Source organism: Streptomyces sp. DG2A-72 (genome assembly GCF_030499575.1).
Lineage (GTDB): Bacteria > Actinomycetota > Actinomycetes > Streptomycetales > Streptomycetaceae > Streptomyces.
In genome coordinates this window covers 1,446,978-1,468,578 of the sequence record NZ_JASTLC010000001.1, presented here as the reverse complement: position 1 = coordinate 1,468,578, position 21,601 = coordinate 1,446,978, and the positions used below count along the sequence as shown (strand labels likewise).

Below are 21,601 nucleotides of genomic sequence, written 5' to 3'. Positions count from 1 at the left end.
CGCCCCATGTCGACCGTGAACCCCCAGCCGCTGTGGCAACCAGATCCGGAACGCATCGCCCAGGCACAGGTGACCAAGTTCCAGGCTTGGGCGGCCGAACACCACGGAGCCCCGTCCGAGGGCGGCTACGCGGCACTGCACCGCTGGTCCGTCGACGAACTGGACACCTTCTGGAAGGCCGTCACGGAGTGGTTCGACGTACGGTTCTCCACGCCGTACGCGCGCGTGCTGGGCGACCGCTCGATGCCCGGTGCCCAGTGGTTCCCCGGAGCCACCCTGAACTACGCCGAGCACGCCCTCCGTGCGGCCGCGTCCCGCGCGGACGAACCAGCCCTTCTGCACGTCGACGAGACCAACCAGCCGCGCCCCGTCACCTGGTCCGAGCTGAGCCGCCAGGTCGGCTCCCTCGCCGCCGAGCTGCGGGCCCTCGGCGTACACCCCGGAGACCGCGTCAGCGGCTACCTCCCGAACATCCCGCAGGCGGTCGTCGCCCTCCTGGCCACGGCCGCCGTGGGCGGCGTGTGGACGTCCTGCGCCCCCGACTTCGGCGCCCGCAGCGTCCTCGACCGCTTCCAGCAGGTCGAACCGGTCGTCCTGTTCACCGTCGACGGCTACCGCTACGGCGGCAAGGAACACGACCGCCGCGACATCGTCGCCGAACTCCGCCGCGAACTGCCCACCCTGCGCGCGGTCGTCCACATCCCCGTCCTGGGCACCCCGGCCCCCGAAGGCGCCCTGGAGTGGTCGGCCCTGACGGCCGCGGACACCGAGCCCGTCTTCGAGCGGGTGCCCTTCGACCACCCTCTGTGGGTGCTCTACTCCTCCGGCACCACGGGCCTGCCGAAGGCCATCGTCCAGTCCCAGGGCGGCATCCTCGTCGAGCACCTCAAGCAGCTCGGCCTGCACTGCGACCTCGGCCCCGAGGACCGTTTCTTCTGGTACACGTCGACCGGCTGGATGATGTGGAACTTCCTCGTGTCCGGCCTCCTCACCGGCACGACGATCGTGCTCTACGACGGAAGCCCCGGCTACCCGGACACGGGCGCCCAGTGGCGGGTCGCCGAACGCACACGGGCCACTTTGTACGGCACCTCGGCCGCCTACGTCATGGCCTGTCGCAAGGCCGAGGTGCACCCGGCCCGCGACTTCGACCTCTCCACGGTGCGGTGCGTCGCGACCACCGGATCCCCCCTTCCGCCCGACGGGTTCCGCTGGCTGCACGACGAGGTCCGCGACGACCTGTGGATCGCGTCCGTCAGCGGTGGCACGGACGTGTGCTCCTGCTTCGCAGGAGCGGTACCGACCCTCCCCGTGTACATCGGCGAGCTCCAGGCACCCGGCCTGGGCACCGATCTGCAGTCCTGGGACCCCAGCGGCAAACCCCTGATCGACGAGGTCGGCGAACTCGTGGTCACCAATCCCATGCCGTCCATGCCCATCCACTTCTGGAACGACCCCGACGGCGGCCGCTACCACGACAGCTACTTCGACACGTACCCCGGCGTGTGGCGCCACGGCGACTGGATCACCGTCACCCCTCGCGGCTCCGTCGTCATCCACGGCCGCTCCGACTCCACGCTCAACCGCCAGGGCGTGCGCATGGGCTCCGCCGACATCTACGAAGCCGTCGAGCGCCTCCCCGAGATCAAGGAGTCCCTCGTCATCGGCATCGAACAGCCCGACGGCGGCTACTGGATGCCTCTCTTCGTGCACCTGGTCCCAGGGGCCGCTCTCGACGAGGCCCTCCTGAACCGCATCAAGCAGACCATCCGCGAACAGCTCTCACCGCGTCACATCCCCGACGAGATCATCGAAGTACCCGGAATCCCGCACACTCTGACCGGCAAGCGCATCGAGGTCCCGGTCAAACGCCTCCTCCAGGGCACACCCTTGGAGAAGGCGGTCAACCCCGGCTCCATCGACAACCTCGATCTGCTGCACTTCTACGAGGACCTCGCCCACAAGCGCGCCTGAGGATCACCCCCCGTACGTGGCCTCGGACTCACCGAGCACAACGGCGAAGTCCGAGGCCAGCCGCACCGCGTCGGCCGGCTCGAGATCGGCCACCGAGATCCGTACTCCCGGGCCGGCCGACAGCCGGAAGCGAGCACCGGACGCGACCCACCACCCGTACGACCGCAGCCCGTTCACCACGGCCGACTCGTCGCGCACAGGCACCCACACATTCATCCCGCTCGTCCCGTGTGCCTCGATGCCCCGTTCTCCGAACTCTTGAAGAAGAGCGCGCCGGCGCAGGGCATAGGCCTCCCCGGCACGTGTCACCAACGCGCGCGTGCCGTCGTCGGTCAGCAGCCCGTACACCGTTTCCTGGAGCAGATGGCTGACCCAGCCCGACGTCAGCAGCAGCCGCCCGTCGTGCCGCGCCAGCGTGGTCGCGTCACACGCCGCCGTCGCCCACCGCAGGTCGGTCCCGAGGAACTTGCTCACCGTACGTACGTGCACCCAGCGCGCCGGCCCACGGGCCGTCAGCGTGTGCAGGGGCGCTCCGGCGACTTCGGAGGCATGGTCGTTCTCGACGACGAGCACTTCCGGCTCGTCCCGGAGAAGGTCGACCAGCGCGTCCCTGCGTACCGCGGAAAAGCAGCCGCCGTAAGGGTTCTGGGCCCGAGGACTGCACACCACGGCGCGGACACCCGCCCGTAGAGCCGCGCGCAAGGCATCGGGGCGCACACCCTCGTCATCCACGGCCACGGGAACGATCCGCAACCCCAAAGCCGTTACAAGATCCAGCAGATGGTGATACCCGGGATCCTCCATCGCGACGGCATCGCCCGGCCGCAGCTCCACCGACAGCAGCCGCCCGATCAGATCGAGCGCTCCGTGAGCGAACGTCACATGTTCCACGGGCACACCATCGGGCAGCAGCCAGTCGCGCACGGCCTCCTCCAACCGCTCCAGCCTGGGCGTCGACCGGTGTGACCGGGCACCGGGTGACAGACGCGACGGTGGGACGAGCGCAGGCAGCAGTGCGGGGTCAGGATGCCCACCCGACAAGTCCCGCAGCCCCTCGGGCACTTTCGGCGGCCGTCGCGACGCCACAGCCGGCTCCGGTGCCACCACGGTGCCGCCCCGCCCTCGCGTGACCACGATGCCGCGTCCCCGAAGTTCTTTGTAGGCGGTGGCGACCGTCCCCGGACTCACCCCCAGCTGGTCCGCGAGTCGTCGTACCGGAGGCAGCACGGCCCCCGGGCCCAATGAGCCCTCCGCCACGCCCCGTTCGACGGACGCGGCAATCCCCTTGGCCGTCGTACCACTGATCCCATATTGTGTTGCCACGTTGATGATTATGTATCAATACATAATGCGAAGCAAGGGGGAGCAGTGCGGTCGAGAGGTCTCACGACAGCATGGTCATCACGCATTCCCGGAGGCCGCGACGGACGCAGAATGCTCACGGTCGCCCTCATCGACCGAGTCGGCAGCGGACTGTGGGCCTCCGTGTCCGTCCTGTACTTCACCTACGTCTCCGGCCTCTCCGTCGCCGAGGTCGGTACCCTCGTCGCCGTCGCCGGGGCCATCGGAATCGCCGGGGCACCCCTGGGCGGACGCATCGCCGACCGGTTCCCCCTCACCCGAGTCCTCATCGCCGTCCAACTCCTGCGCGCACTGGCCTCCTTCGCCCTCCTCACCGCCCATGACTACGCCCTGCTCCTCGCCTTCTCGGCCGTCGGCAGCCTCGGCGACCGCGCCTCGAGCGTCCTCACCAGGCTGTACGCCGCCCGCGTCGCCGGAGCCGACCGAGTCCGTTACCAGGCCGTCCACCGAACCGTCGCCAACGCCGGCTGGGCCCTGGGCGGCCTCGCCGCGGCAGCGGCACTTGTCGTCGGCACCACCACCGCGTACCAGTGGCTCCTCATCGGCGACGCCCTGTCCTTCGTCGCCTCCGCGCTGCTGACCCTGCGGTGCGGCGAGCCACCCTCCCCAAGCCGGACCGTGATCACGTCGAAGGACCCGGCACCCACAACAGAACGGGCAAACCCCTGGCGTGACCGCACCTATCTCGCCTACGTCGCCACCGAGACCCTTCTCTCCCTCCACGACTCGGTCTTCAAAGTCGGTCTGCCCCTGTGGATCGCCCACGCGAGCAACGCCCCGCACGGCCTCGTCCCCCTGCTGCTGGTCCTCAACAACGTGATGGTGGTGGCCTTCCAGGTACCGCTGGCCCGCTTCGGTACAACGACCGCGGCGGCACGCGCCCTGCTGAAACCGCTCTCCGCCGCATTCGCGCTAGGTGGTGTCACCCTGGCGGTCGCAGCCACCGGCGCAACCCTCACCGCCACGCTGCTCCTCACCGCCTCGGCCGTCGCGTTCACCGTGGCGGAGATGCTCCACGCCACCGTCTCCTGGGAGTTGTCGCTCGCCCTCGCCCCCGACACCGCGCAAGGCGCTTACCTCGGCGTCCACGGCCTCGCCCAGTCCGCCCAGCGCAGCGTCGGACCGCTCGCCGTCACCGCCGCCATCGCCACCGGCCCGGCAGGTTGGACCGCTTTCGGCGCCGGCATCGCTCTGACCTGCCTGATCCAGCACCGCCTGGTCCGCGAACGCCTTGCCCGGAAGCCATTGTCAGTGCCGCCAGTTACTGTGAGTGAGGATTGATCGACTGCACGCAGGGGGAAGAATGGCGCACACCGACCACCAAACCATGCGGCGCGTTCTGCGCCGTGAAATCGCGGGCACCATCGGCCTGCTGACGGACGAGCACGACTTCCGCGCCATGCGGCGCTATCGGACCTTCACCTTCGACGACCACAGGACATACCTCCAACAAGTGGAGGCGCTGCTCAAGACGCGCGCCTCTCAAGGCAGCCACACGACAGTCGCCCTCTTCGACCCGCAGGAGTACGCCGACTTCTGCGCGGACACAGGCCTGGACCCCGACATCCCGACGAGCCGGACCCGGTTCACAGCAGAACTCGCGACCACTGGCCCAACCGTTCCCTACGAGGGCCAGCCCCTCGCCGACCTCGTCCCGACGCTGATCGACGAGGCCGTACGCCAGGCCACGTGGGAGTACGCGTCCACGCTGCTCGCTCGACTCGGCGCCTGCGCGTCCTGTGGGGAAGACATCGGCCGTGCGGCCTTCGTCCGCGCATCACAATTCCTCGTCCGCATTCTCGACACGGCCCAGGCAGGCGCCCGCCACCTCGTCTGCAGCGTCTCGGGAACACCGGAAACACTCGTCTCCGTCCTCCACGCCGACGGCGGCGCGGACGGCACGACCCGGCTCGACGAGGCCGAGGCCCTCGAATTCACCACAGTCCTGGCCCTCGGCCTCGCCACCGAAAGCTCGGGCGGACTAGTGATGCGGACCAGCGCGCCAGGCACGCCCGACCGGATCTACGGCTGGCGCCTACGCGGAGACGGTCTCGAACCCCTCACCGCCGGCGAGGTCTTCGACGCCTACTGCACCGACGTCGAATCCGGAGACCTCATCCCCCCGGAATCCGGCGTGGACTATTGCACGCCACCTGACCTCGGACTCGACGGGGAGCGACCGACGACGGGGCACGACCACTGAACACGCGAGGGGCGCCCCACCCGAAGGCGGGGCGCCCCTCGTCAACAGCCCAAGACGGCCTGCTGCTTCGGCCTACTCGCCGGACAGCACAGCCTGTGCCGCGGTGCGCGCCTCCTCGGCACTGTCCGCAGCCCGCGCCGCCGCGGCAGCACGCTCACACTGGGCCAGCGTGTACTTCGCGAGAGTCGCCCGGACATAAGGAATCGACGCCGCACCCATGGAAAGGGAGGTGACGCCCAGACCGGTCAGCACGCACGCGAGCAGCGGGTCCGACGCCGCCTCACCGCAGACACCACAGCTCTTGCCCTCGGCCTTCGCCGCTTCGGCGGACAGCGCCACCAGGTCGAGCAGCGCAGGCTGCCACGGGTCCTGCAGCCGGGAGACGGCCCCCACCTGCCGGTCTGCGGCGAAGGTGTACTGCGCGAGGTCATTGGTTCCCAGGGAGAGGAACTCGACCTCCTGCAGAACCGAGCGGGCCCGCAGCGCGGCCGACGGGATCTCGACCATCGCACCGAACTTCGCCTGCAGCCCAGCCGCACGGCACGCATCGGCGAACGCCTTGGCGTCGGCACGGTCCGCCACCATCGGGGCCATGACCTCGAGGTAGACCGGCAGCCCCTCCGACGCCTTCGCCAGCGCCGTCAGCTGGGTGCGCAGCACCTCAGGGTGGTCGAGCAGCGTCCGCAGACCGCGTACGCCCAACGCCGGGTTCGGCTCGTCGGCGGGCGTCAGGAAGTCCAGAGGCTTGTCCGCGCCCGCGTCCAGCACCCGTACGACGACGCGCCCCTCGGGAAAGGCCTCGAGCACCTGCCGGTAAGCCTCGACCTGCTTCTCCTCCGACGGCGCACTCTTGCTGTCGTCGAGGAAGAGGAACTCGGTACGGAAGAGTCCGACGCCCTCGGCTCCGGCCTCGACAGCGGCCGGCACATCCGCCGGACCGCCGACATTGGCCAGCAACGGCACCTTGTGACCATCGGCCGTGGCCCCCGGTCCGGTCGAGGCGGCCAGCGCGGCCTTACGCTCGGCGGCCGCAGTCTCGAGCTGGGCCTTCTTCTCTTCGCTCGGGTTCACGAAAATGTCGCCGGTGCTGCCGTCCACGGCGATCACCGTGCCCTCGGCGAGCTCACCGGCGCCCGGCAGCGCCACGACGGCCGGAACGCCGAGCGCCCGAGCCAGGATCGCGCTGTGACTGGTCGGCCCGCCCTCCTCGGTGACAAAACCGAGGACGAGGGTCGGGTCCAGCAGCGCCGTGTCGGCAGGCGCCAAATCACGAGCAACCAGAACGTACGGGTGGTCGCTGTCCGGAACGCCGGGCATCGGCACCCCGAGCAGCCGGGCGACGATACGATTCCGCACGTCGTCGAGGTCGGCCACACGACCGGCGAGGTACTCGCCGGCACCCGCCAGCAGCTCGCGATACGCGGCGAACGCGTCGTACACCGCACGCTCGGCCGTGCTGCCGACCGCGACTCGACGGTCCACATCCGCCATCAGCTCGGGATCCTGAGCCATCATGGCCTGCGCCTCGAGCACCGCCTGGGCTTCGCCCCCCGCCAGATTGCCGCGCGCAATCAGATCGGCCGCCACAGCTTCCACGGCCTTGCGGGCGCGCCCCTGTTCACGCTCCGCGTCCTCCGCCGGAATCTGCTTGGCAGGCGGTTCGAGGACCGCCGTTCCCATGTGCCGAACCTCGCCGATCGCCACACCGTGGCTCACGCCGACGCCTCGCAGCGTTGTCTCCATCTCACCCGTCTCCGATAGTGCGGCGGGTCCCGCCGCCGCGATGGTTGTCCCTACTTGCCGTCATACGACGGCACCGACATCACTTCCAGACGAAGAGACTGTCGCCGGCCTTCACATCACCGTCGTCACGGAGGTCGGAAAGCGCCTCTGCCGTGGCCTCGAGTGCCACGATCGGACACACCGCGGACTTACCGGCGGTTTCGACGGCCGCCGGGTTCCAGCGGACGATGCTCTGACCGCGCTGCACGGTGTCGCCCTTGTTCACGAGCAGTTCGAAGCCCTCGCCGTTCAGCTGAACCGTGTCGATACCGAGGTGGATGAGCACACCGTGCCCCTGCTCGTCGACGACGACAAAGGCGTGGGGGTGGAGGGAAACGATCACTCCATCCACGGGCGAGACCGCCTCGGAAGGCTCACGTACGGGGTCGATCGCCGTACCGGGGCCGACCATGGCCCCGGAGAAGACCGGATCCGGCACGGCGGACAGTCCGATGGCGCGTCCTGCAAGAGGGGACGTCACGGTGGTCATGGGAAGCCTCCCAGGGGTGGAGATGCACACGGCCGTCACCGTCACTGTCTGTCCCGGACGGCGCACTGTGCAGCAGCGTATGTCAGATGAAGTGCGCGTTCCGCATGAAAGATAGCGCTTGGTGGTCTAGACCACCAGTCCAATCGATTTGCACCCTCTTCGGGGCCCCGTGTACAGTCGTACCCCTGCTGGAGGCCGAGCGACGCGGCCAAGCGTCCTGGCTCCGGCGGCATCCAACTTGTCAGATCCTATCTCGGGATCATCTTCTGCATGTCTGCAGGACGATGGTCAGAGGGCCGGAAAAACACTGATAGAGTCGGAAACGCAAGACCGAAGGGAAGCGCCCGGAGGAAAGCCGCGAGAGTGTCTCTCGGGTGAGTACGAAGGAAGCGTCCGTTCCTTGAGAACTCAACAGCGTGCCAAAAATCAACGCCAGATATGTTGATACCCCGTCCGTCGGAAATCTTTTTCGATGGTCGTGGTTCCTTTGAAGAAATACACAGCGAGGACGTTGTGAACGGTCGGGCTTATTCCGCCCGACGGTTCCGCTCTCGTGTGTGTTGACCGGATAACCGGTACACATTCACGGAGAGTTTGATCCTGGCTCAGGACGAACGCTGGCGGCGTGCTTAACACATGCAAGTCGAACGATGAACCACTTCGGTGGGGATTAGTGGCGAACGGGTGAGTAACACGTGGGCAATCTGCCCTTCACTCTGGGACAAGCCCTGGAAACGGGGTCTAATACCGGATAGCACTCTCACGGGCATCTGTGGGGGTTGAAAGCTCCGGCGGTGAAGGATGGGCCCGCGGCCTATCAGCTTGTTGGTGAGGTAATGGCTCACCAAGGCGACGACGGGTAGCCGGCCTGAGAGGGCGACCGGCCACACTGGGACTGAGACACGGCCCAGACTCCTACGGGAGGCAGCAGTGGGGAATATTGCACAATGGGCGCAAGCCTGATGCAGCGACGCCGCGTGAGGGATGACGGCCTTCGGGTTGTAAACCTCTTTCAGCAGGGAAGAAGCGCAAGTGACGGTACCTGCAGAAGAAGCGCCGGCTAACTACGTGCCAGCAGCCGCGGTAATACGTAGGGCGCAAGCGTTGTCCGGAATTATTGGGCGTAAAGAGCTCGTAGGCGGCTTGTCACGTCGGGTGTGAAAGCCCGGGGCTTAACCCCGGGTCTGCATTCGATACGGGCTAGCTAGAGTGTGGTAGGGGAGATCGGAATTCCTGGTGTAGCGGTGAAATGCGCAGATATCAGGAGGAACACCGGTGGCGAAGGCGGATCTCTGGGCCATTACTGACGCTGAGGAGCGAAAGCGTGGGGAGCGAACAGGATTAGATACCCTGGTAGTCCACGCCGTAAACGGTGGGAACTAGGTGTTGGCGACATTCCACGTCGTCGGTGCCGCAGCTAACGCATTAAGTTCCCCGCCTGGGGAGTACGGCCGCAAGGCTAAAACTCAAAGGAATTGACGGGGGCCCGCACAAGCAGCGGAGCATGTGGCTTAATTCGACGCAACGCGAAGAACCTTACCAAGGCTTGACATACGCCGGAAACGTCTGGAGACAGGCGCCCCCTTGTGGTCGGTGTACAGGTGGTGCATGGCTGTCGTCAGCTCGTGTCGTGAGATGTTGGGTTAAGTCCCGCAACGAGCGCAACCCTTGTCCTGTGTTGCCAGCATGCCCTTCGGGGTGATGGGGACTCACAGGAGACCGCCGGGGTCAACTCGGAGGAAGGTGGGGACGACGTCAAGTCATCATGCCCCTTATGTCTTGGGCTGCACACGTGCTACAATGGCCGGTACAATGAGCTGCGATGCCGTGAGGTGGAGCGAATCTCAAAAAGCCGGTCTCAGTTCGGATTGGGGTCTGCAACTCGACCCCATGAAGTCGGAGTTGCTAGTAATCGCAGATCAGCAGTGCTGCGGTGAATACGTTCCCGGGCCTTGTACACACCGCCCGTCACGTCACGAAAGTCGGTAACACCCGAAGCCGGTGGCCCAACCCGTTTACGGGAGGGAGCTGTCGAAGGTGGGACTGGCGATTGGGACGAAGTCGTAACAAGGTAGCCGTACCGGAAGGTGCGGCTGGATCACCTCCTTTCTAAGGAGCACATAGCCGACTGCGAGCAAATGTCTCGCACGGTTGCTCATGGGTGGAACGTTGATTATTCGGCACACTTGATCGTCGTCTTCTTCTAGTACTGCTCTTCGGAGTGTGGAACGTTGAGGGGAGCGGGGAGTGTGCCGGGCACGCTGTTGGGTGTCTGAGGGAATGATTTCCTTCAGGTGCCGGCCCCAGTGAACTCGGATCGTAGGTCCGGGGTGGTGGGTGGCTGGTCGTTGTTTGAGAACTGCACAGTGGACGCGAGCATCTGTGGCCAAGTTTTTAAGGGCGCACGGTGGATGCCTTGGCACCAGGAACCGATGAAGGACGTGGGAGGCCACGATAGGCCCCGGGGGAGTCGTCAACCAGGCTTTGATCCGGGGGTGTCCGAATGGGGAAACCCGGCAGTCGTCATGGGCTGTCACCCATACCTGAACACATAGGGTATGTGGAGGGAACGCGGGGAAGTGAAACATCTCAGTACCCGCAGGAAGAGAAAACAACCGTGATTCCGGGAGTAGTGGCGAGCGAAACCGGATGAGGCCAAACCGTATGCGTGTGAGACCCGGCAGGGGTTGCGTATACGGGGTTGTGGGATCTCTCTTTCACGGTCTGCCGGCCGTGAGACGAGTGAGAAACCGTTGATGTAGGCGAAGGACATGCGAAAGGTCCGGCGTAGAGGGTAAGACCCCCGTAGTCGAAACGTCAACGGCTCGTTGGAGAGACACCCAAGTAGCACGGGGCCCGAGAAATCCCGTGTGAATCTGGCGGGACCACCCGTTAAGCCTAAATATTCCCTGGTGACCGATAGCGGATAGTACCGTGAGGGAATGGTGAAAAGTACCGCGGGAGCGGAGTGAAATAGTACCTGAAACCGTGTGCCTACAAGCCGTGGGAGCGTCGCATGCAAGCTTGCTTGTATGTCGTGACTGCGTGCCTTTTGAAGAATGAGCCTGCGAGTTTGCGGTGTGTTGCGAGGTTAACCCGTGTGGGGAAGCCGTAGCGAAAGCGAGTCCGAACAGGGCGGGATAGTAGCGCGCTCAAGACCCGAAGCGGAGTGATCTAGCCATGGGCAGGTTGAAGCGGCTGTAAGAGGTCGTGGAGGACCGAACCCACCAGGGTTGAAAACCTGGGGGATGACCTGTGGTTAGGGGTGAAAGGCCAATCAAACTCCGTGATAGCTGGTTCTCCCCGAAATGCATTTAGGTGCAGCGTCGTGTGTTTCTTGCCGGAGGTAGAGCACTGGATAGGCGATGGGCCCTACCGGGTTACTGACCTTAGCCAAACTCCGAATGCCGGTAAGTGAGAGCGCGGCAGTGAGACTGTGGGGGATAAGCTCCATGGTCGAGAGGGAAACAGCCCAGAGCATCGACTAAGGCCCCTAAGCGTACGCTAAGTGGGAAAGGATGTGGAGTCGCACAGACAACCAGGAGGTTGGCTTAGAAGCAGCCACCCTTGAAAGAGTGCGTAATAGCTCACTGGTCTAGTGATTCCGCGCCGACAATGTAGCGGGGCTCAAGCGTACCGCCGAAGTCGTGTCAATCCAGCATAAGGGCTAACGCCTGCTGGGTTGGGTAGGGGAGCGTCGTCTGCCGGGTGAAGCAGCCGCGGAAGCGAGTTGTGGACGGTTGACGAGTGAGAATGCAGGCATGAGTAGCGATTCACACGTGGGAAACGTGTGCGCCGATTGACTAAGGGTTCCTGGGTCAAGCTGATCTGCCCAGGGTAAGTCGGGACCTAAGGCGAGGCCGACAGGCGTAGTCGATGGATAACCGGTTGATATTCCGGTACCCGCTGTAAAGCGTCAAACATTGAATCCAGTGATGCTAAGCCCGTGAAGCCGTTCCGGACCCTTCGGGGAATGGAAAGTGGTGGAGCCGGTGACCCGAGTTGGTAGTAGGTGAGTGATGGGGTGACGCAGGAAGGTAGTCCATCCCGGGCGGTGGTTGTCCCGGGGTAAGGGTGTAGCCCGAGTGGTAGGTAAATCCGCCACTCACATGGGGTGAGACCTGATGCCGAGCCGATTGTGGTGAAGTGGATGATCCTATGCTGTCGAGAAAAGCCTCTAGCGAGTTTTATGGCGGCCCGTACCCTAAACCGACTCAGGTGGTCAGGTAGAGAATACCGAGGCGTTCGGGTGAACTATGGTTAAGGAACTCGGCAAAATGCCCCCGTAACTTCGGGAGAAGGGGGGCCATCACCGGTGAGAGCACTTGCTGCTTGAGCTGGGGGTGGCCGCAGAGACCAGCGAGAAGCGACTGTTTACTAAAAACACAGGTCCGTGCGAAGCCGTAAGGCGATGTATACGGACTGACGCCTGCCCGGTGCTGGAACGTTAAGGGGACCGGTTAGTCCTGTTTCGACGGGGCGAAGCTGAGAACTTAAGCGCCAGTAAACGGCGGTGGTAACTATAACCATCCTAAGGTAGCGAAATTCCTTGTCGGGTAAGTTCCGACCTGCACGAATGGCGTAACGACTTCTCGACTGTCTCAACCATAGGCCCGGTGAAATTGCACTACGAGTAAAGATGCTCGTTTCGCGCAGCAGGACGGAAAGACCCCGGGACCTTTACTACAGTTTGATATTGGTGTTCGGTTCGGCTTGTGTAGGATAGCTGGGAGACTGTGAACTCTGGACGCCAGTTCAGGGGGAGTCGTCGTTGAAATACCAGTCTGGTCGTGCTGGATGTCTAACCTGGGTCCGTGATCCGGATCAGGGACAGTGTCTGATGGGTAGTTTAACTGGGGCGGTTGCCTCCTAAAGAGTAACGGAGGCGCCCAAAGGTTCCCTCAGCCTGGTTGGCAATCAGGTGTTGAGTGTAAGTGCACAAGGGAGCTTGACTGTGAGACCGACGGGTCGAGCAGGGACGAAAGTCGGGACTAGTGATCCGGCGGTGGCTTGTGGAAGCGCCGTCGCTCAACGGATAAAAGGTACCCCGGGGATAACAGGCTGATCTTCCCCAAGAGTCCATATCGACGGGATGGTTTGGCACCTCGATGTCGGCTCGTCGCATCCTGGGGCTGGAGTCGGTCCCAAGGGTTGGGCTGTTCGCCCATTAAAGCGGTACGCGAGCTGGGTTTAGAACGTCGTGAGACAGTTCGGTCCCTATCCGCTGCGCGCGCAGGAACATTGAGAAGGGCTGTCCCTAGTACGAGAGGACCGGGACGGACGAACCTCTGGTGTGCCAGTTGTTCTGCCAAGGGCATGGCTGGTTGGCTACGTTCGGGAGGGATAACCGCTGAAAGCATCTAAGCGGGAAGCCTGCTTCGAGATGAGTGTTCCCACCCCCTTTGAGGGGTTAAGGCTCCCAGTAGACGACTGGGTTGATAGGCCGGATCTGGAAGCCCTGTAAGGGGTGGAGGTGACCGGTACTAATAGGCCGAGGGCTTGTCCTCAGTTGCTCGCGTCCACTGTGTTAGTTCTGAGGCAACGACCGTGTCATGTTTCCGGTTGGAACTTCATAGTGTTTCGGTGGTCATAGCGTGAGGGAAACGCCCGGTTACATTCCGAACCCGGAAGCTAAGCCTTACAGCGCCGATGGTACTGCAGGGGGGACCCTGTGGGAGAGTAGGACACCGCCGAACTCCTTTTACAGCTCTGGCTCTTGGGCATCATGCCCAAGAGCCAGAGCTTTTTTGCGTTGAGGTAAGGTCAGGGAGCATCGTTGGTTCGTTCCCACAGGAGGCTCCCGGGTGGAGGTCCAGGAGACCCGCGTCCAGACAGACCGGGTCCTCACCATCCCCAACATCCTCAGCATGGCTCGCCTTGTCGGCGTGCCTGTTTTCCTGTGGCTGATCCTCAGGCCCGAGTTCGGAGGGCCCAAGAGCGATGGCTGGGCGCTCCTCGTGCTGATGCTCAGCGGAGTGAGCGACTACCTGGACGGCAAGCTCGCACGACGTTGGAACCAGATCAGCAGCCTTGGCCGGCTTCTTGATCCCGCTGCGGACCGGCTCTACATTCTCTCGACGCTGGTTGGACTCACCTGGCGGGAGATTCTGCCGATTTGGTTGACCGCTGTACTTCTGGCGCGAGAGTTGGTCCTGCTGGTCATGGTGGGCATCCTCAGGCGCCACGGCTATCCGCCCCCGCAGGTGAACTTCCTGGGCAAGGCGGCCACGTTCAACTTGATGTATGCCTTCCCTCTGCTGTTGCTCAGTGACGGAAGTGGATGGATCTCGTCACTTGCTGCTATTTTCGGCTGGGCGTTCGCCGGATGGGGTACAACGCTGTACTGGTGGGCAGGAGTCCTCTACGTGGTACAAGTCCGCCGCCTGGTCCGTGCGGACGCATCCATGGCCGATTGAACTCGCGGATTGAGACGGGCGTAGTCCCGCGAATGGCCCGCGACGGAAATATGCGGGACAATCTGGACGGGTGAAGTCGGCTAGACCGTCGTCTCTTCGAGGAGGACGCTTCCGACATGAAGGCCGTCGTGATGGCCGGAGGCGAAGGCACACGCCTTCGCCCTATGACCTCAAGCATGCCCAAGCCGCTCCTGCCTGTGGCCAACCGCCCGATCATGGAGCATGTTCTGCGGCTGCTCAAAAGGCATGGGCTCACCGAGACCGTCGTCACCGTCCAGTTCCTGGCCTCGCTGGTCAAGAACTATTTCGGTGACGGTGAGGAGCTCGGAATGGAGCTCACTTATGCCAACGAGGAGAAGCCACTCGGTACTGCCGGAAGCGTCAAGAACGCCGAAGAGGCGTTGAAGGACGATGCTTTCCTCGTCATCTCCGGCGATGCACTGACCGACTTCGACCTCACTGAACTGATCCGTTTCCACAAGGAGAAGGGCGCACTGGTCACTGTCTGTCTGACGCGTGTGCCCAATCCGCTGGAATTCGGTATCACCATCGTCGATGAAGAGGGCCGGGTCGAGCGGTTCCTCGAGAAACCGACCTGGGGGCAGGTCTTCTCGGACACCGTGAACACCGGTATCTACGTCATGGAGCCCGAGGTCTTCGACTATGTCGAGCCCGATGTGCCCGTCGACTGGTCCGGCGATGTCTTCCCTCAGCTGATGAAGGAGGGCAAGCCTGTCTTCGGCTATGTCGCTGAGGGCTACTGGGAGGACGTCGGTACCCATGAGAGTTATGTGAAGGCACAGGCCGACGTCCTGGAGGGCAAGGTCGACGTCGAGCTCGACGGGTTCGAGATCTCTCCGGGCGTGTGGGTGGCGGAGGGCGCCGAGGTGCATTCCGACGCTGTGCTCCGCGGTCCTCTCTATATCGGGGACTACGCAAAAGTCGAGGCCGGCGCCGAAATTCGAGAGCACACGGTCGTGGGCTCGAACGTGGTCGTCAAGAGCGGGGCGTTTCTGCACAAGGCCGTGGTGCACGACAACGTGTACGTGGGGCAGCACAGCAATTTGCGTGGCTGTGTCGTCGGCAAGAACACCGACATCATGCGCGCCGCCCGGATCGAGGACGGCGCCGTGATCGGGGACGAGTGCCTGATCGGTGAAGAATCGATCGTTCAGGGCAACGTTCGCGTCTACCCCTTCAAGACCATCGAGGCCGGTGCCTTCGTCAACACCTCGGTGATCTGGGAGTCCAGGGGTCAGGCACATCTCTTTGGGGCTCGTGGGGTCTCCGGAATCCTGAACGTGGAGATCACACCCGAACTCGCTGTGCGGCTCGCCGGCGCCTACGCCACGACCCTCAAGAAGGGCTCCACGGTCACTACGGCCCGCGACCACTCGCGTGGTGCACGGGCCCTGAAGCGGGCAGTCATTTCCGCACTGCAGGCCAGCGCCATCGACGTACGAGATCTGGAGAACGTACCGCTGCCCGTGGCGCGGCAGCAGACCGCGCGGGGCAGTGCCGGTGGAATCATGATCCGGACCACTCCGGGGGTGCCGGACTCCGTGGACATCATGTTCTTCGACGGGCAGGGTGCCGATCTTTCGCAGGGCAGCCAGCGGAAGTTGGACCGGGTGTTCGCACGGCAGGAGTACCGGCGGGCGTTCCCGGGTGAGATCGGTGATCTGCACTTCCCGGCCAGCGTCTTTGACTCGTACACCGGGTCACTGCTGCGGAATGTCGACACCACCGGGATCACCGAGTCCGGGCTCAAGGTCGTCGTGGACGCCTCGAACGGCAGCGCCGGGCTGGTGCTGCCGAGCCTGCTCGGCAAGTTGGGCGTGGACTCGTTGACCATCAATCCCGGTCTGGACGAGTCCAGGCCCACGGAGACGGCGGATGCGCGGCGGTCGGGGCTGGTGCGGCTGGGAGAGATCGTGGCGTCCGCCCGGGCCGCGTTCGGGGTGCGGTTCGATCCTGTCGGCGAGCGGCTTTCGCTGGTCGACGAGAAGGGACGGATCGTCGAGGACGACCGGGCGTTGCTCGTCATGCTCGACCTGGTGGCCGCGGAGCGGCGCAGCGGGCGTGTGGCGCTGCCGGTGACGACCACGAGGATCGCCGAGCAGGTGGCGGCGTACCACGGGACGCAGGTCGAGTGGACGACCACCTCGCCCGACGATCTCACCCGGGTCGGACGCGACGACTCGACGATCTTCGGCGGGGACGGCCGGGGTGGGTTCATCGTCCCGGAGTTCAGCAGCGTCTTCGACGGTACGGCGGCCTTCGTGCGCCTGATCGGGCTGGTCGCGCGGACGCAGCTCACGCTCAGCCAGATCGATGCGCGGATTCCGCGGGCGCATGTCATCAAGCGGGATCTGGCGACTCCCTGGGCCGTCAAGGGGCTTGTCATGCGGCGGGTCGTGGAGGCTGCCGGAGACCGCTTCGTGGACACCACGGACGGTGTGCGGGTGGTGGAGACCGACGGGCGCTGGGTGATGGTGCTGCCCGACCCGGCCGAGGCGGTCACGCACCTGTGGGCAGAGGGCCCCGATGACGCCTCCGCGCAGGCTCTGCTCGACGAGTGGTCGGCGGTCGTGGACAGCGCCGGGCGCTGAAAAACTCAGCACGCGCGCGTGCCGGACAAGTGTCCTCACGGGGGCCTGTCCGGCACGCCGGTGGGGCCATTCGGAGGTAGTGGCCGCGACATGCGACGATGTGCGGCATGCCGCAGCAGCCCCCCGTTCGGAGCACACCCACGCGTCCTGCGCGTCCGGATGCCTCCATGTCGCTGCTCACCAACGTGATGGACCACAGCCTCGACGACGGGTACGCCGAAGCGGCGGCCCGGAAAGAGGCCGCCGGCGGCATGCCCAAGACCCTCAGGGCGAAACTGGGCCTTGCCGTCGGTCTGGTGCTGGCGGCGCTCGTCGTCACCGTCGGAGCCGCACAAGCGCGTGTCGCCGCTCCTGTCGTGGCGAAGGAGCGCGAGGAACTGATCGACCGCATCGACCGTGAGACCACGGCCGCGGACCAGCTCGAGGACTCCGTCGACCAACTGCGCGCCGAGGTGAGTACGCGGCAGCGCGAGGCTCTGAAGCGGAGCGGCGGCAGTGATCGGGCGGAATTGGTGGGTCTGCTGTCGGGGGCTACGGAGGTGCACGGCCCCGGTGTGAAGCTGGTCGTCGACGACGCCGAGGAAGCGTCGACCGGCGGCGACGGTGATCCACGTGAGACCTCAGGGTTCTCCGACACCGGACGGGTGCGCGACCGTGACATGCAGCGCGTGGTGAACGGGCTGTGGGAGTCGGGGGCCGAAGCCGTCTCCATCAACGGGCAGCGGCTGACGGCGCTGTCGGCGATCAGGGCCGCCGGTGACGCCATACTGGTCGACAACAAGCCGCTGGTGCCGCCGTACACGGTGCTCGCGGTGGGGGACGGGAAGCGGCTGAGCACCAGGTTCCAGAACAGCGCCGACGGGCTGTATCTGAATGCCCTGCAGGAGGACTACGGCATCCGGACCTCCATCTCCGCGGAGGAGGACCTCCGGCTGCCCGCCGCACCGAGTGTGACCGTACGAACAGCACAGCCGAAAACCGAGAAGGGCACATCGTGATCGCCGTACTGGGCCTCGTCGTGGGAGTCGTGGCCGGCCTGTTGGTCCGGCCGGAGGTTCCGGCGGTCGTCGAGCCTTATCTGCCGATCGCCGTCGTGGCGGCGCTCGACGCTGTCTTCGGGGGTCTGCGGGCCATGCTCGACGGCATCTTCGACGACAAGGTCTTCGTCGTGTCGTTCCTGTCCAACGTTGTCGTGGCCGCGTTGATCGTGTTCCTGGGCGACAAGCTGGGCGTTGGGGCTCAGCTGTCCACCGGCGTCGTCGTGGTCCTCGGCATCCGTATCTTCTCCAACGCCGCCGCGATCCGTCGGCATGTGTTCCGGGCGTGAGGCCGATGAGCGACAAAGACGAGGCGGCGGAGAACAGGCTGCGCAAGGAACTCCCCGACGAACTTCCCGCGGTGGCTGCCCAGGCAGAGGAAAAGGCCGCTGCGGAAACGCCGGCTGAGGACGCCCCCGCTGCGGCGGAGCCCGAGCTGACCGGACGGCAGCGGCTGGTGCAGGGGATCTGGCCGCCGCGCGTCACCCGCGCCCAACTCATCGTCGCCCTGCTGCTGTTCGGCCTCGGCTTCGGCCTGGCTGTCCAGGTGGCCTCCAATAGTGACGGCGACAGCGCCCTGCGCGGTGCGCGCCAGGAGGATCTCGTGCGCATCCTCGATGAACTGGATGACCGTACCCAGCGTCTTGAGGACGAGAAGCAGGGGCTCGAGAAGCAGCGCGACGAGCTGGAGAACAGTTCGGACCAGGCCGAGGAGGCCCGGAAGCAGACACTCGAGAAGGAGCGGCAACTCGGCATCCTGGCGGGCACGGTGGCCGCGCAGGGGCCGGGCATCACGGTGACCATCGACGACACGAAGGGGACGGTCAAGGCGGACATGCTGCTCGACGCGATCCAGGAGCTGCGTGCGGCCGGCGCGGAGGCGATCCAGGTGAACGGCGTACGAGTCGTCGCCGGCTCTTACCTGACGGACTCCGGCAACAGCGTGAGCGTCGACGGGAACAAGATCAACGCTCCCTATCGTTTCAAGGTCATCGGCAAGCCGCAGGACCTCGAACCGGCGCTCAACATCCCAGGAGGCGTGGTGCAGACTCTCGAGAAGGAGCAGGCCACCGTGACCGTCGAGCGGTCCAGCAAGATCGTTGTGGACGCCTTGCGAGCGGCGAAGCGGCCTGACTACGCTCGGTCGTCCTCCCAGTGAACCGGGGGTGCATGGGGGACGTCCGGCGAGGGCAAGACGTTGCGGGGGGTCGGCGCACCGAATGGGTGGTGCGTGGTGGAAACTGTCTGGTGGATACGGACGTTGTGAGGATGTCCGGGTCGACCGGTGAGTGCAATCAGGGTTCGTCCTGCCCCACGGGCGGGTCTGTTTCGGTCAAGGGGAATCGCCCGTGAAGTTGTTTGCGAAGTTGTTCGGCAAGAGCGCGCGAGAGGGTCGTGAAAACGCCACGGCTCGTCATCGCGCGCAGCCCGACGCGGAAGGTCAGCGCCCGCTGTTCCGGGACCAGGTCGGTGGTCCGGGAGGTGACATTTCGGGAGGTCAGGGCGCGCCGTCTGTTGACCCTGCGCAGTCCGGCGGCATAGGTTTCGGGCAACCGTCAACCTCAGGTGCGGGTGGAGGATTTTCCGCCGACCCGTACGCGTCCAACGCCCCGGCGGGGCAGCCGCGGCAGGAGGATCCGTCCATGTCGGCCCTGGTATGTACGAGGTGCGGTAACCGCAACGCGGAGAACAGCCGCTTCTGCTCCAATTGCGGTGCCCCGCTGCGGTCCGGGGCCGCAGCCGAGCGTCCGTCCGAGACGACTTCCACGATCTCCATCTCCGGCCTTGAGGCGTACGACGCCGAGGTCACCGGCCAGACGCAGATGCCGATGCTCTCCCCGGAGGCGCAGGCGGCCGTCGACGCGCTGCCGCTGGGCTCGGCGCTGCTGGTGGTGCGCCGCGGGCCGAATTCCGGCAGCCGCTTCCTCCTGGACAGCGACCTGACCACCGCCGGGCGGCATCCGCAGAGCGACATCTTCCTGGACGACGTGACGGTCTCCCGGCGGCATGTGGAGTTCCGGCGCAGCCCCGACGGCTCGTTCACGGTGGCCGACGTGGGCAGTCTGAACGGCACGTATGTCAACCGCGAGCGCATCGACCAGGTCGCCCTGTCGAACGGTGACGAGGTGCAGATCGGCAAGTACCGGCTGGTCTTCTACGCGAGCCAGCGGGGCTACTGACCCTCCCCCGGGCGCCGTCCGGGGGGACCCCCAGGGAAGGTCCATGCTTCAAACACCGAGCGGCGGTGCCGGAGCCGGTACCGCCGCCACGGACAGTGGGCTGATGAGCATCGGCACGGTGCTGAACGTGCTGCGCGACGAGTTCCCGGAAGTCACCATCTCCAAGATCCGTTTCCTGGAGTCGGAGGGGCTGATCGAGCCGCAGCGGACCCCCTCGGGGTATCGCAAGTTCAGCGCGGACGACGTCGAGCGCCTCGGCCATGTACTGAGGATGCAGCGGGACCACTATCTGCCGCTCAAGGTGATCCGCGAGCATCTGGACGCGATAGCCCGCGGGGAGGCCGTACAACTGCCCGCGCTGGCCCGCCAGCGTGACGGTGAAGCCGCGGTCGAGGCCTCCGAGGCTCCCACGGCGGCCCGGATCGGCCGGGCCGAACTGCTCGCCGCCGCCGAGATCTGCGAGCGGGAGCTGGAGGAGTGGGAGGCGTACGGCCTTATCGCTCCACTGCCGGACGGGGCGTACGACGCGGAGGCGGTCACTGTTGCGTCGCTCGTCTCCGAGCTGGGGCGGTTCGGGATCGAGCCGCGCCATCTGCGGGTCATGAAGGCCGCCGCGGACCGCGAGGCCGGGCTGGTGGACCAGGTGGTCGCCCCACTGAAGCGGCACCGCAATCCGCAGACCAGGGCGCATGCGGAGGCGCGTACCAAGGAACTGGCGGTGCTCACGGTGAAGCTGCACGCCGCGCTGGTGAAGACCGCGCTGGGAGTGCGGTTGCCCTGAGGCGGCCGGGCCGTCGGTCTCCGGATGCGGCACCCGTTTTCGGCCCGACTACCCAAACGTCCCGGGCACGGCCTAGGGTTGCTGTGTGAACGAGCTCGATGTCGTAGGTGTCCGGGTCGAAATGCCCTCCAACCAACCGATCGTGCTCCTGCGCGAAGTGGGAGGCGACCGTTACCTCCCCATCTGGATCGGCCCGGGGGAGGCGACGGCCATTGCTTTCGCCCAGCAGGGCATGGCCCCCGCACGACCGCTGACCCACGACCTGTTCAAGGACGTGCTGGAGGCCGTCGGCCAGGAGCTCACCGAAGTGCGCATCACGGATCTGCGTGAAGGCGTCTTCTACGCCGAGCTGGTCTTCGCCAGCGGCGTCGAGGTGAGCGCCCGCCCGTCCGATGCCATAGCGCTGGCCCTGCGCACCGGGACGCCGATCTACGGCAGCGACGGCGTGCTCGACGACGCGGGAATCGCGATCCCGGACGAGCAGGAGGACGAGGTGGAGAAGTTCCGCGAGTTCCTCGACCAGATCTCGCCCGAGGACTTCGGCACCAGCAGCCAGTGAGCGCGGCGGCCCTGCGGACGCAGCCCCTGTCGGGTCGGTCGATGCCTCGCGGTGGCGCGAAATGCCGGCATGTGCCATTGGCGCGTGAGAGCGTCGGTCAAGCCCCCTCCGAGCGCATTCGGCTAGCCTTTCCCCGCGGTGGGGTACGGGAAACCACTCCTAGGGTGATTATCACTCGGCGTGCCGAGTGTGGCGATCGTTGACG

The 21,601-nt window shown here is 65.4% G+C and carries 15 protein-coding genes and 3 rRNA genes; 14 read left to right on the top strand and 4 right to left on the bottom strand.

From position 1 onward, the window contains the following. Nucleotides 1-6: 6 nt before the first annotated feature. Nucleotides 7-1,974 (top strand): acetoacetate--CoA ligase, encoded by a 1,968-nt coding sequence (locus QQY66_RS07150; protein WP_301978227.1) that lies wholly within the window; start codon nt 7-9, stop codon nt 1,972-1,974. Between the two features lie 3 nt (nt 1,975-1,977). Here the strand turns inward: QQY66_RS07150 and QQY66_RS07145 are convergent, their stop codons facing one another. Next, the gene (locus QQY66_RS07145) at nt 1,978-3,297 is read right to left on the bottom strand and encodes an aminotransferase class I/II-fold pyridoxal phosphate-dependent enzyme (RefSeq protein WP_301978226.1); all 1,320 of its coding nucleotides are present in this window, start codon (nt 3,295-3,297) and stop codon (nt 1,978-1,980) included. Nucleotides 3,298-3,408: 111 nt separating this feature from the next. On the opposite strand from QQY66_RS07145, the gene QQY66_RS07140 reads away from it, so the two are divergent. Together QQY66_RS07140 and QQY66_RS07135 are read left to right on the top strand one after the other, a co-directional pair. Continuing rightward, nucleotides 3,409-4,617, top strand: coding sequence for an MFS transporter (locus QQY66_RS07140; protein ID WP_301978225.1), 1,209 nt, complete (start codon nt 3,409-3,411; stop codon nt 4,615-4,617). A gap of 22 nt (nt 4,618-4,639) precedes the next feature. Further along, complete coding sequence (locus QQY66_RS07135) at nt 4,640-5,539, top strand: hypothetical protein (protein ID WP_301978224.1); 900 nt, start codon at nt 4,640-4,642, stop codon at nt 5,537-5,539. A 72-nt stretch (nt 5,540-5,611) separates the two neighbouring features. Here QQY66_RS07135 and ptsP read toward each other — a convergent pair whose 3' ends face one another. Together ptsP and QQY66_RS07125 are read right to left on the bottom strand one after the other, a co-directional pair. Further along, a complete protein-coding gene (ptsP, locus tag QQY66_RS07130; RefSeq protein WP_301978223.1) occupies nt 5,612-7,282 on the bottom strand; it encodes a phosphoenolpyruvate--protein phosphotransferase in 1,671 nt (556 codons plus the stop codon). A gap of 79 nt (nt 7,283-7,361) precedes the next feature. After that, a complete protein-coding gene (locus QQY66_RS07125) occupies nt 7,362-7,811 on the bottom strand; it encodes a PTS glucose transporter subunit IIA (RefSeq protein WP_301978222.1) in 450 nt (149 codons plus the stop codon). 582 nt (nt 7,812-8,393) lie between these two features. On the opposite strand from QQY66_RS07125, the gene QQY66_RS07120 reads away from it, so the two are divergent. From QQY66_RS07120 to QQY66_RS07085, 8 genes are all read left to right on the top strand, one after another. Beyond that, nucleotides 8,394-9,920, top strand: a 16S ribosomal RNA gene (locus QQY66_RS07120). 275 nt (nt 9,921-10,195) lie between these two features. Further along, nucleotides 10,196-13,318, top strand: a 23S ribosomal RNA gene (locus tag QQY66_RS07115). Between the two features lie 72 nt (nt 13,319-13,390). Further along, nucleotides 13,391-13,507: ribosomal RNA gene (gene rrf / locus QQY66_RS07110) — 5S ribosomal RNA — on the top strand. The 16S, 23S and 5S rRNA genes sit together here, the layout of an rRNA operon. 108 nt (nt 13,508-13,615) lie before the next feature. Beyond that, a complete protein-coding gene (locus tag QQY66_RS07105) occupies nt 13,616-14,227 on the top strand; it encodes a CDP-alcohol phosphatidyltransferase family protein (protein ID WP_301978221.1) in 612 nt (203 codons plus the stop codon). Nucleotides 14,228-14,343: 116 nt separating this feature from the next. Continuing rightward, the gene (locus tag QQY66_RS07100) at nt 14,344-16,839 is read left to right on the top strand and encodes a mannose-1-phosphate guanyltransferase (protein WP_301978220.1); all 2,496 of its coding nucleotides are present in this window, start codon (nt 14,344-14,346) and stop codon (nt 16,837-16,839) included. A gap of 167 nt (nt 16,840-17,006) precedes the next feature. Beyond that, entirely contained in the window at nt 17,007-17,837 is an 831-nt protein-coding gene (locus tag QQY66_RS07095) for a DUF881 domain-containing protein (RefSeq protein WP_301978219.1), read from the top strand. After that, a complete protein-coding gene (locus tag QQY66_RS07090) occupies nt 17,834-18,166 on the top strand; it encodes a small basic family protein (protein ID WP_003988855.1) in 333 nt (110 codons plus the stop codon). Before QQY66_RS07095 ends, QQY66_RS07090 begins: the two co-directional genes overlap by 4 nt. Before the next feature lie 5 nt (nt 18,167-18,171). Further along, nucleotides 18,172-19,035: a DUF881 domain-containing protein gene (locus QQY66_RS07085; protein WP_301978218.1), complete on the top strand. Its 864-nt coding sequence runs from the start codon at nt 18,172-18,174 to the stop codon at nt 19,033-19,035. A 136-nt stretch (nt 19,036-19,171) separates the two neighbouring features. Here the strand turns inward: QQY66_RS07085 and QQY66_RS07080 are convergent, their stop codons facing one another. After that, nucleotides 19,172-19,429: a hypothetical protein gene (locus tag QQY66_RS07080; RefSeq protein ID WP_301978217.1), complete on the bottom strand. Its 258-nt coding sequence runs from the start codon at nt 19,427-19,429 to the stop codon at nt 19,172-19,174. A 90-nt stretch (nt 19,430-19,519) separates the two neighbouring features. Between QQY66_RS07080 and QQY66_RS07075 the strand changes: the two genes are divergently transcribed. The 3 genes from QQY66_RS07075 to QQY66_RS07065 all read left to right on the top strand — a co-directional run bounded on the left by QQY66_RS07075 (nt 19,520) and on the right by QQY66_RS07065 (nt 21,396). Further along, the gene (locus QQY66_RS07075; RefSeq protein ID WP_282615115.1) at nt 19,520-20,056 is read left to right on the top strand and encodes an FHA domain-containing protein; all 537 of its coding nucleotides are present in this window, start codon (nt 19,520-19,522) and stop codon (nt 20,054-20,056) included. A 43-nt stretch (nt 20,057-20,099) separates the two neighbouring features. Next, nucleotides 20,100-20,837 carry a MerR family transcriptional regulator gene (locus tag QQY66_RS07070; RefSeq protein ID WP_301978216.1) on the top strand — a complete coding sequence of 246 codons (738 nt, stop codon included), beginning with the start codon at nt 20,100-20,102 and terminating at the stop codon, nt 20,835-20,837. Nucleotides 20,838-20,922: 85 nt separating this feature from the next. Next, nucleotides 20,923-21,396 (top strand): bifunctional nuclease family protein, encoded by a 474-nt coding sequence (locus QQY66_RS07065; protein WP_004002801.1) that lies wholly within the window; start codon nt 20,923-20,925, stop codon nt 21,394-21,396. Nucleotides 21,397-21,601 lie beyond the last annotated feature (205 nt).

Bases quoted from the DNA above. Each gene is read 5' to 3' on its own strand.
- QQY66_RS07070 (WP_301978216.1), top strand. From the start codon at position 20,100: ATGCTTCAAACACCGAGCGGCGGTGCCGGAGCCGGTACCGCCGCCACG.
- QQY66_RS07125 (WP_301978222.1), bottom strand. From the start codon at position 7,811: ATGACCACCGTGACGTCCCCTCTTGCAGGACGCGCCATCGGACTGTCC.
- QQY66_RS07100 (WP_301978220.1), top strand. From the start codon at position 14,344: ATGAAGGCCGTCGTGATGGCCGGAGGCGAAGGCACACGCCTTCGCCCT.
- QQY66_RS07150 (WP_301978227.1), top strand. From the start codon at position 7: ATGTCGACCGTGAACCCCCAGCCGCTGTGGCAACCAGATCCGGAACGC.
- QQY66_RS07095 (WP_301978219.1), top strand. From the start codon at position 17,007: ATGTCGCTGCTCACCAACGTGATGGACCACAGCCTCGACGACGGGTAC.
- QQY66_RS07085 (WP_301978218.1), top strand. From the start codon at position 18,172: ATGAGCGACAAAGACGAGGCGGCGGAGAACAGGCTGCGCAAGGAACTC.
- QQY66_RS07135 (WP_301978224.1), top strand. From the start codon at position 4,640: ATGGCGCACACCGACCACCAAACCATGCGGCGCGTTCTGCGCCGTGAA.
- ptsP (WP_301978223.1), bottom strand. From the start codon at position 7,282: ATGGAGACAACGCTGCGAGGCGTCGGCGTGAGCCACGGTGTGGCGATC.
- QQY66_RS07075 (WP_282615115.1), top strand. From the start codon at position 19,520: ATGTCGGCCCTGGTATGTACGAGGTGCGGTAACCGCAACGCGGAGAAC.
- QQY66_RS07140 (WP_301978225.1), top strand. From the start codon at position 3,409: ATGCTCACGGTCGCCCTCATCGACCGAGTCGGCAGCGGACTGTGGGCC.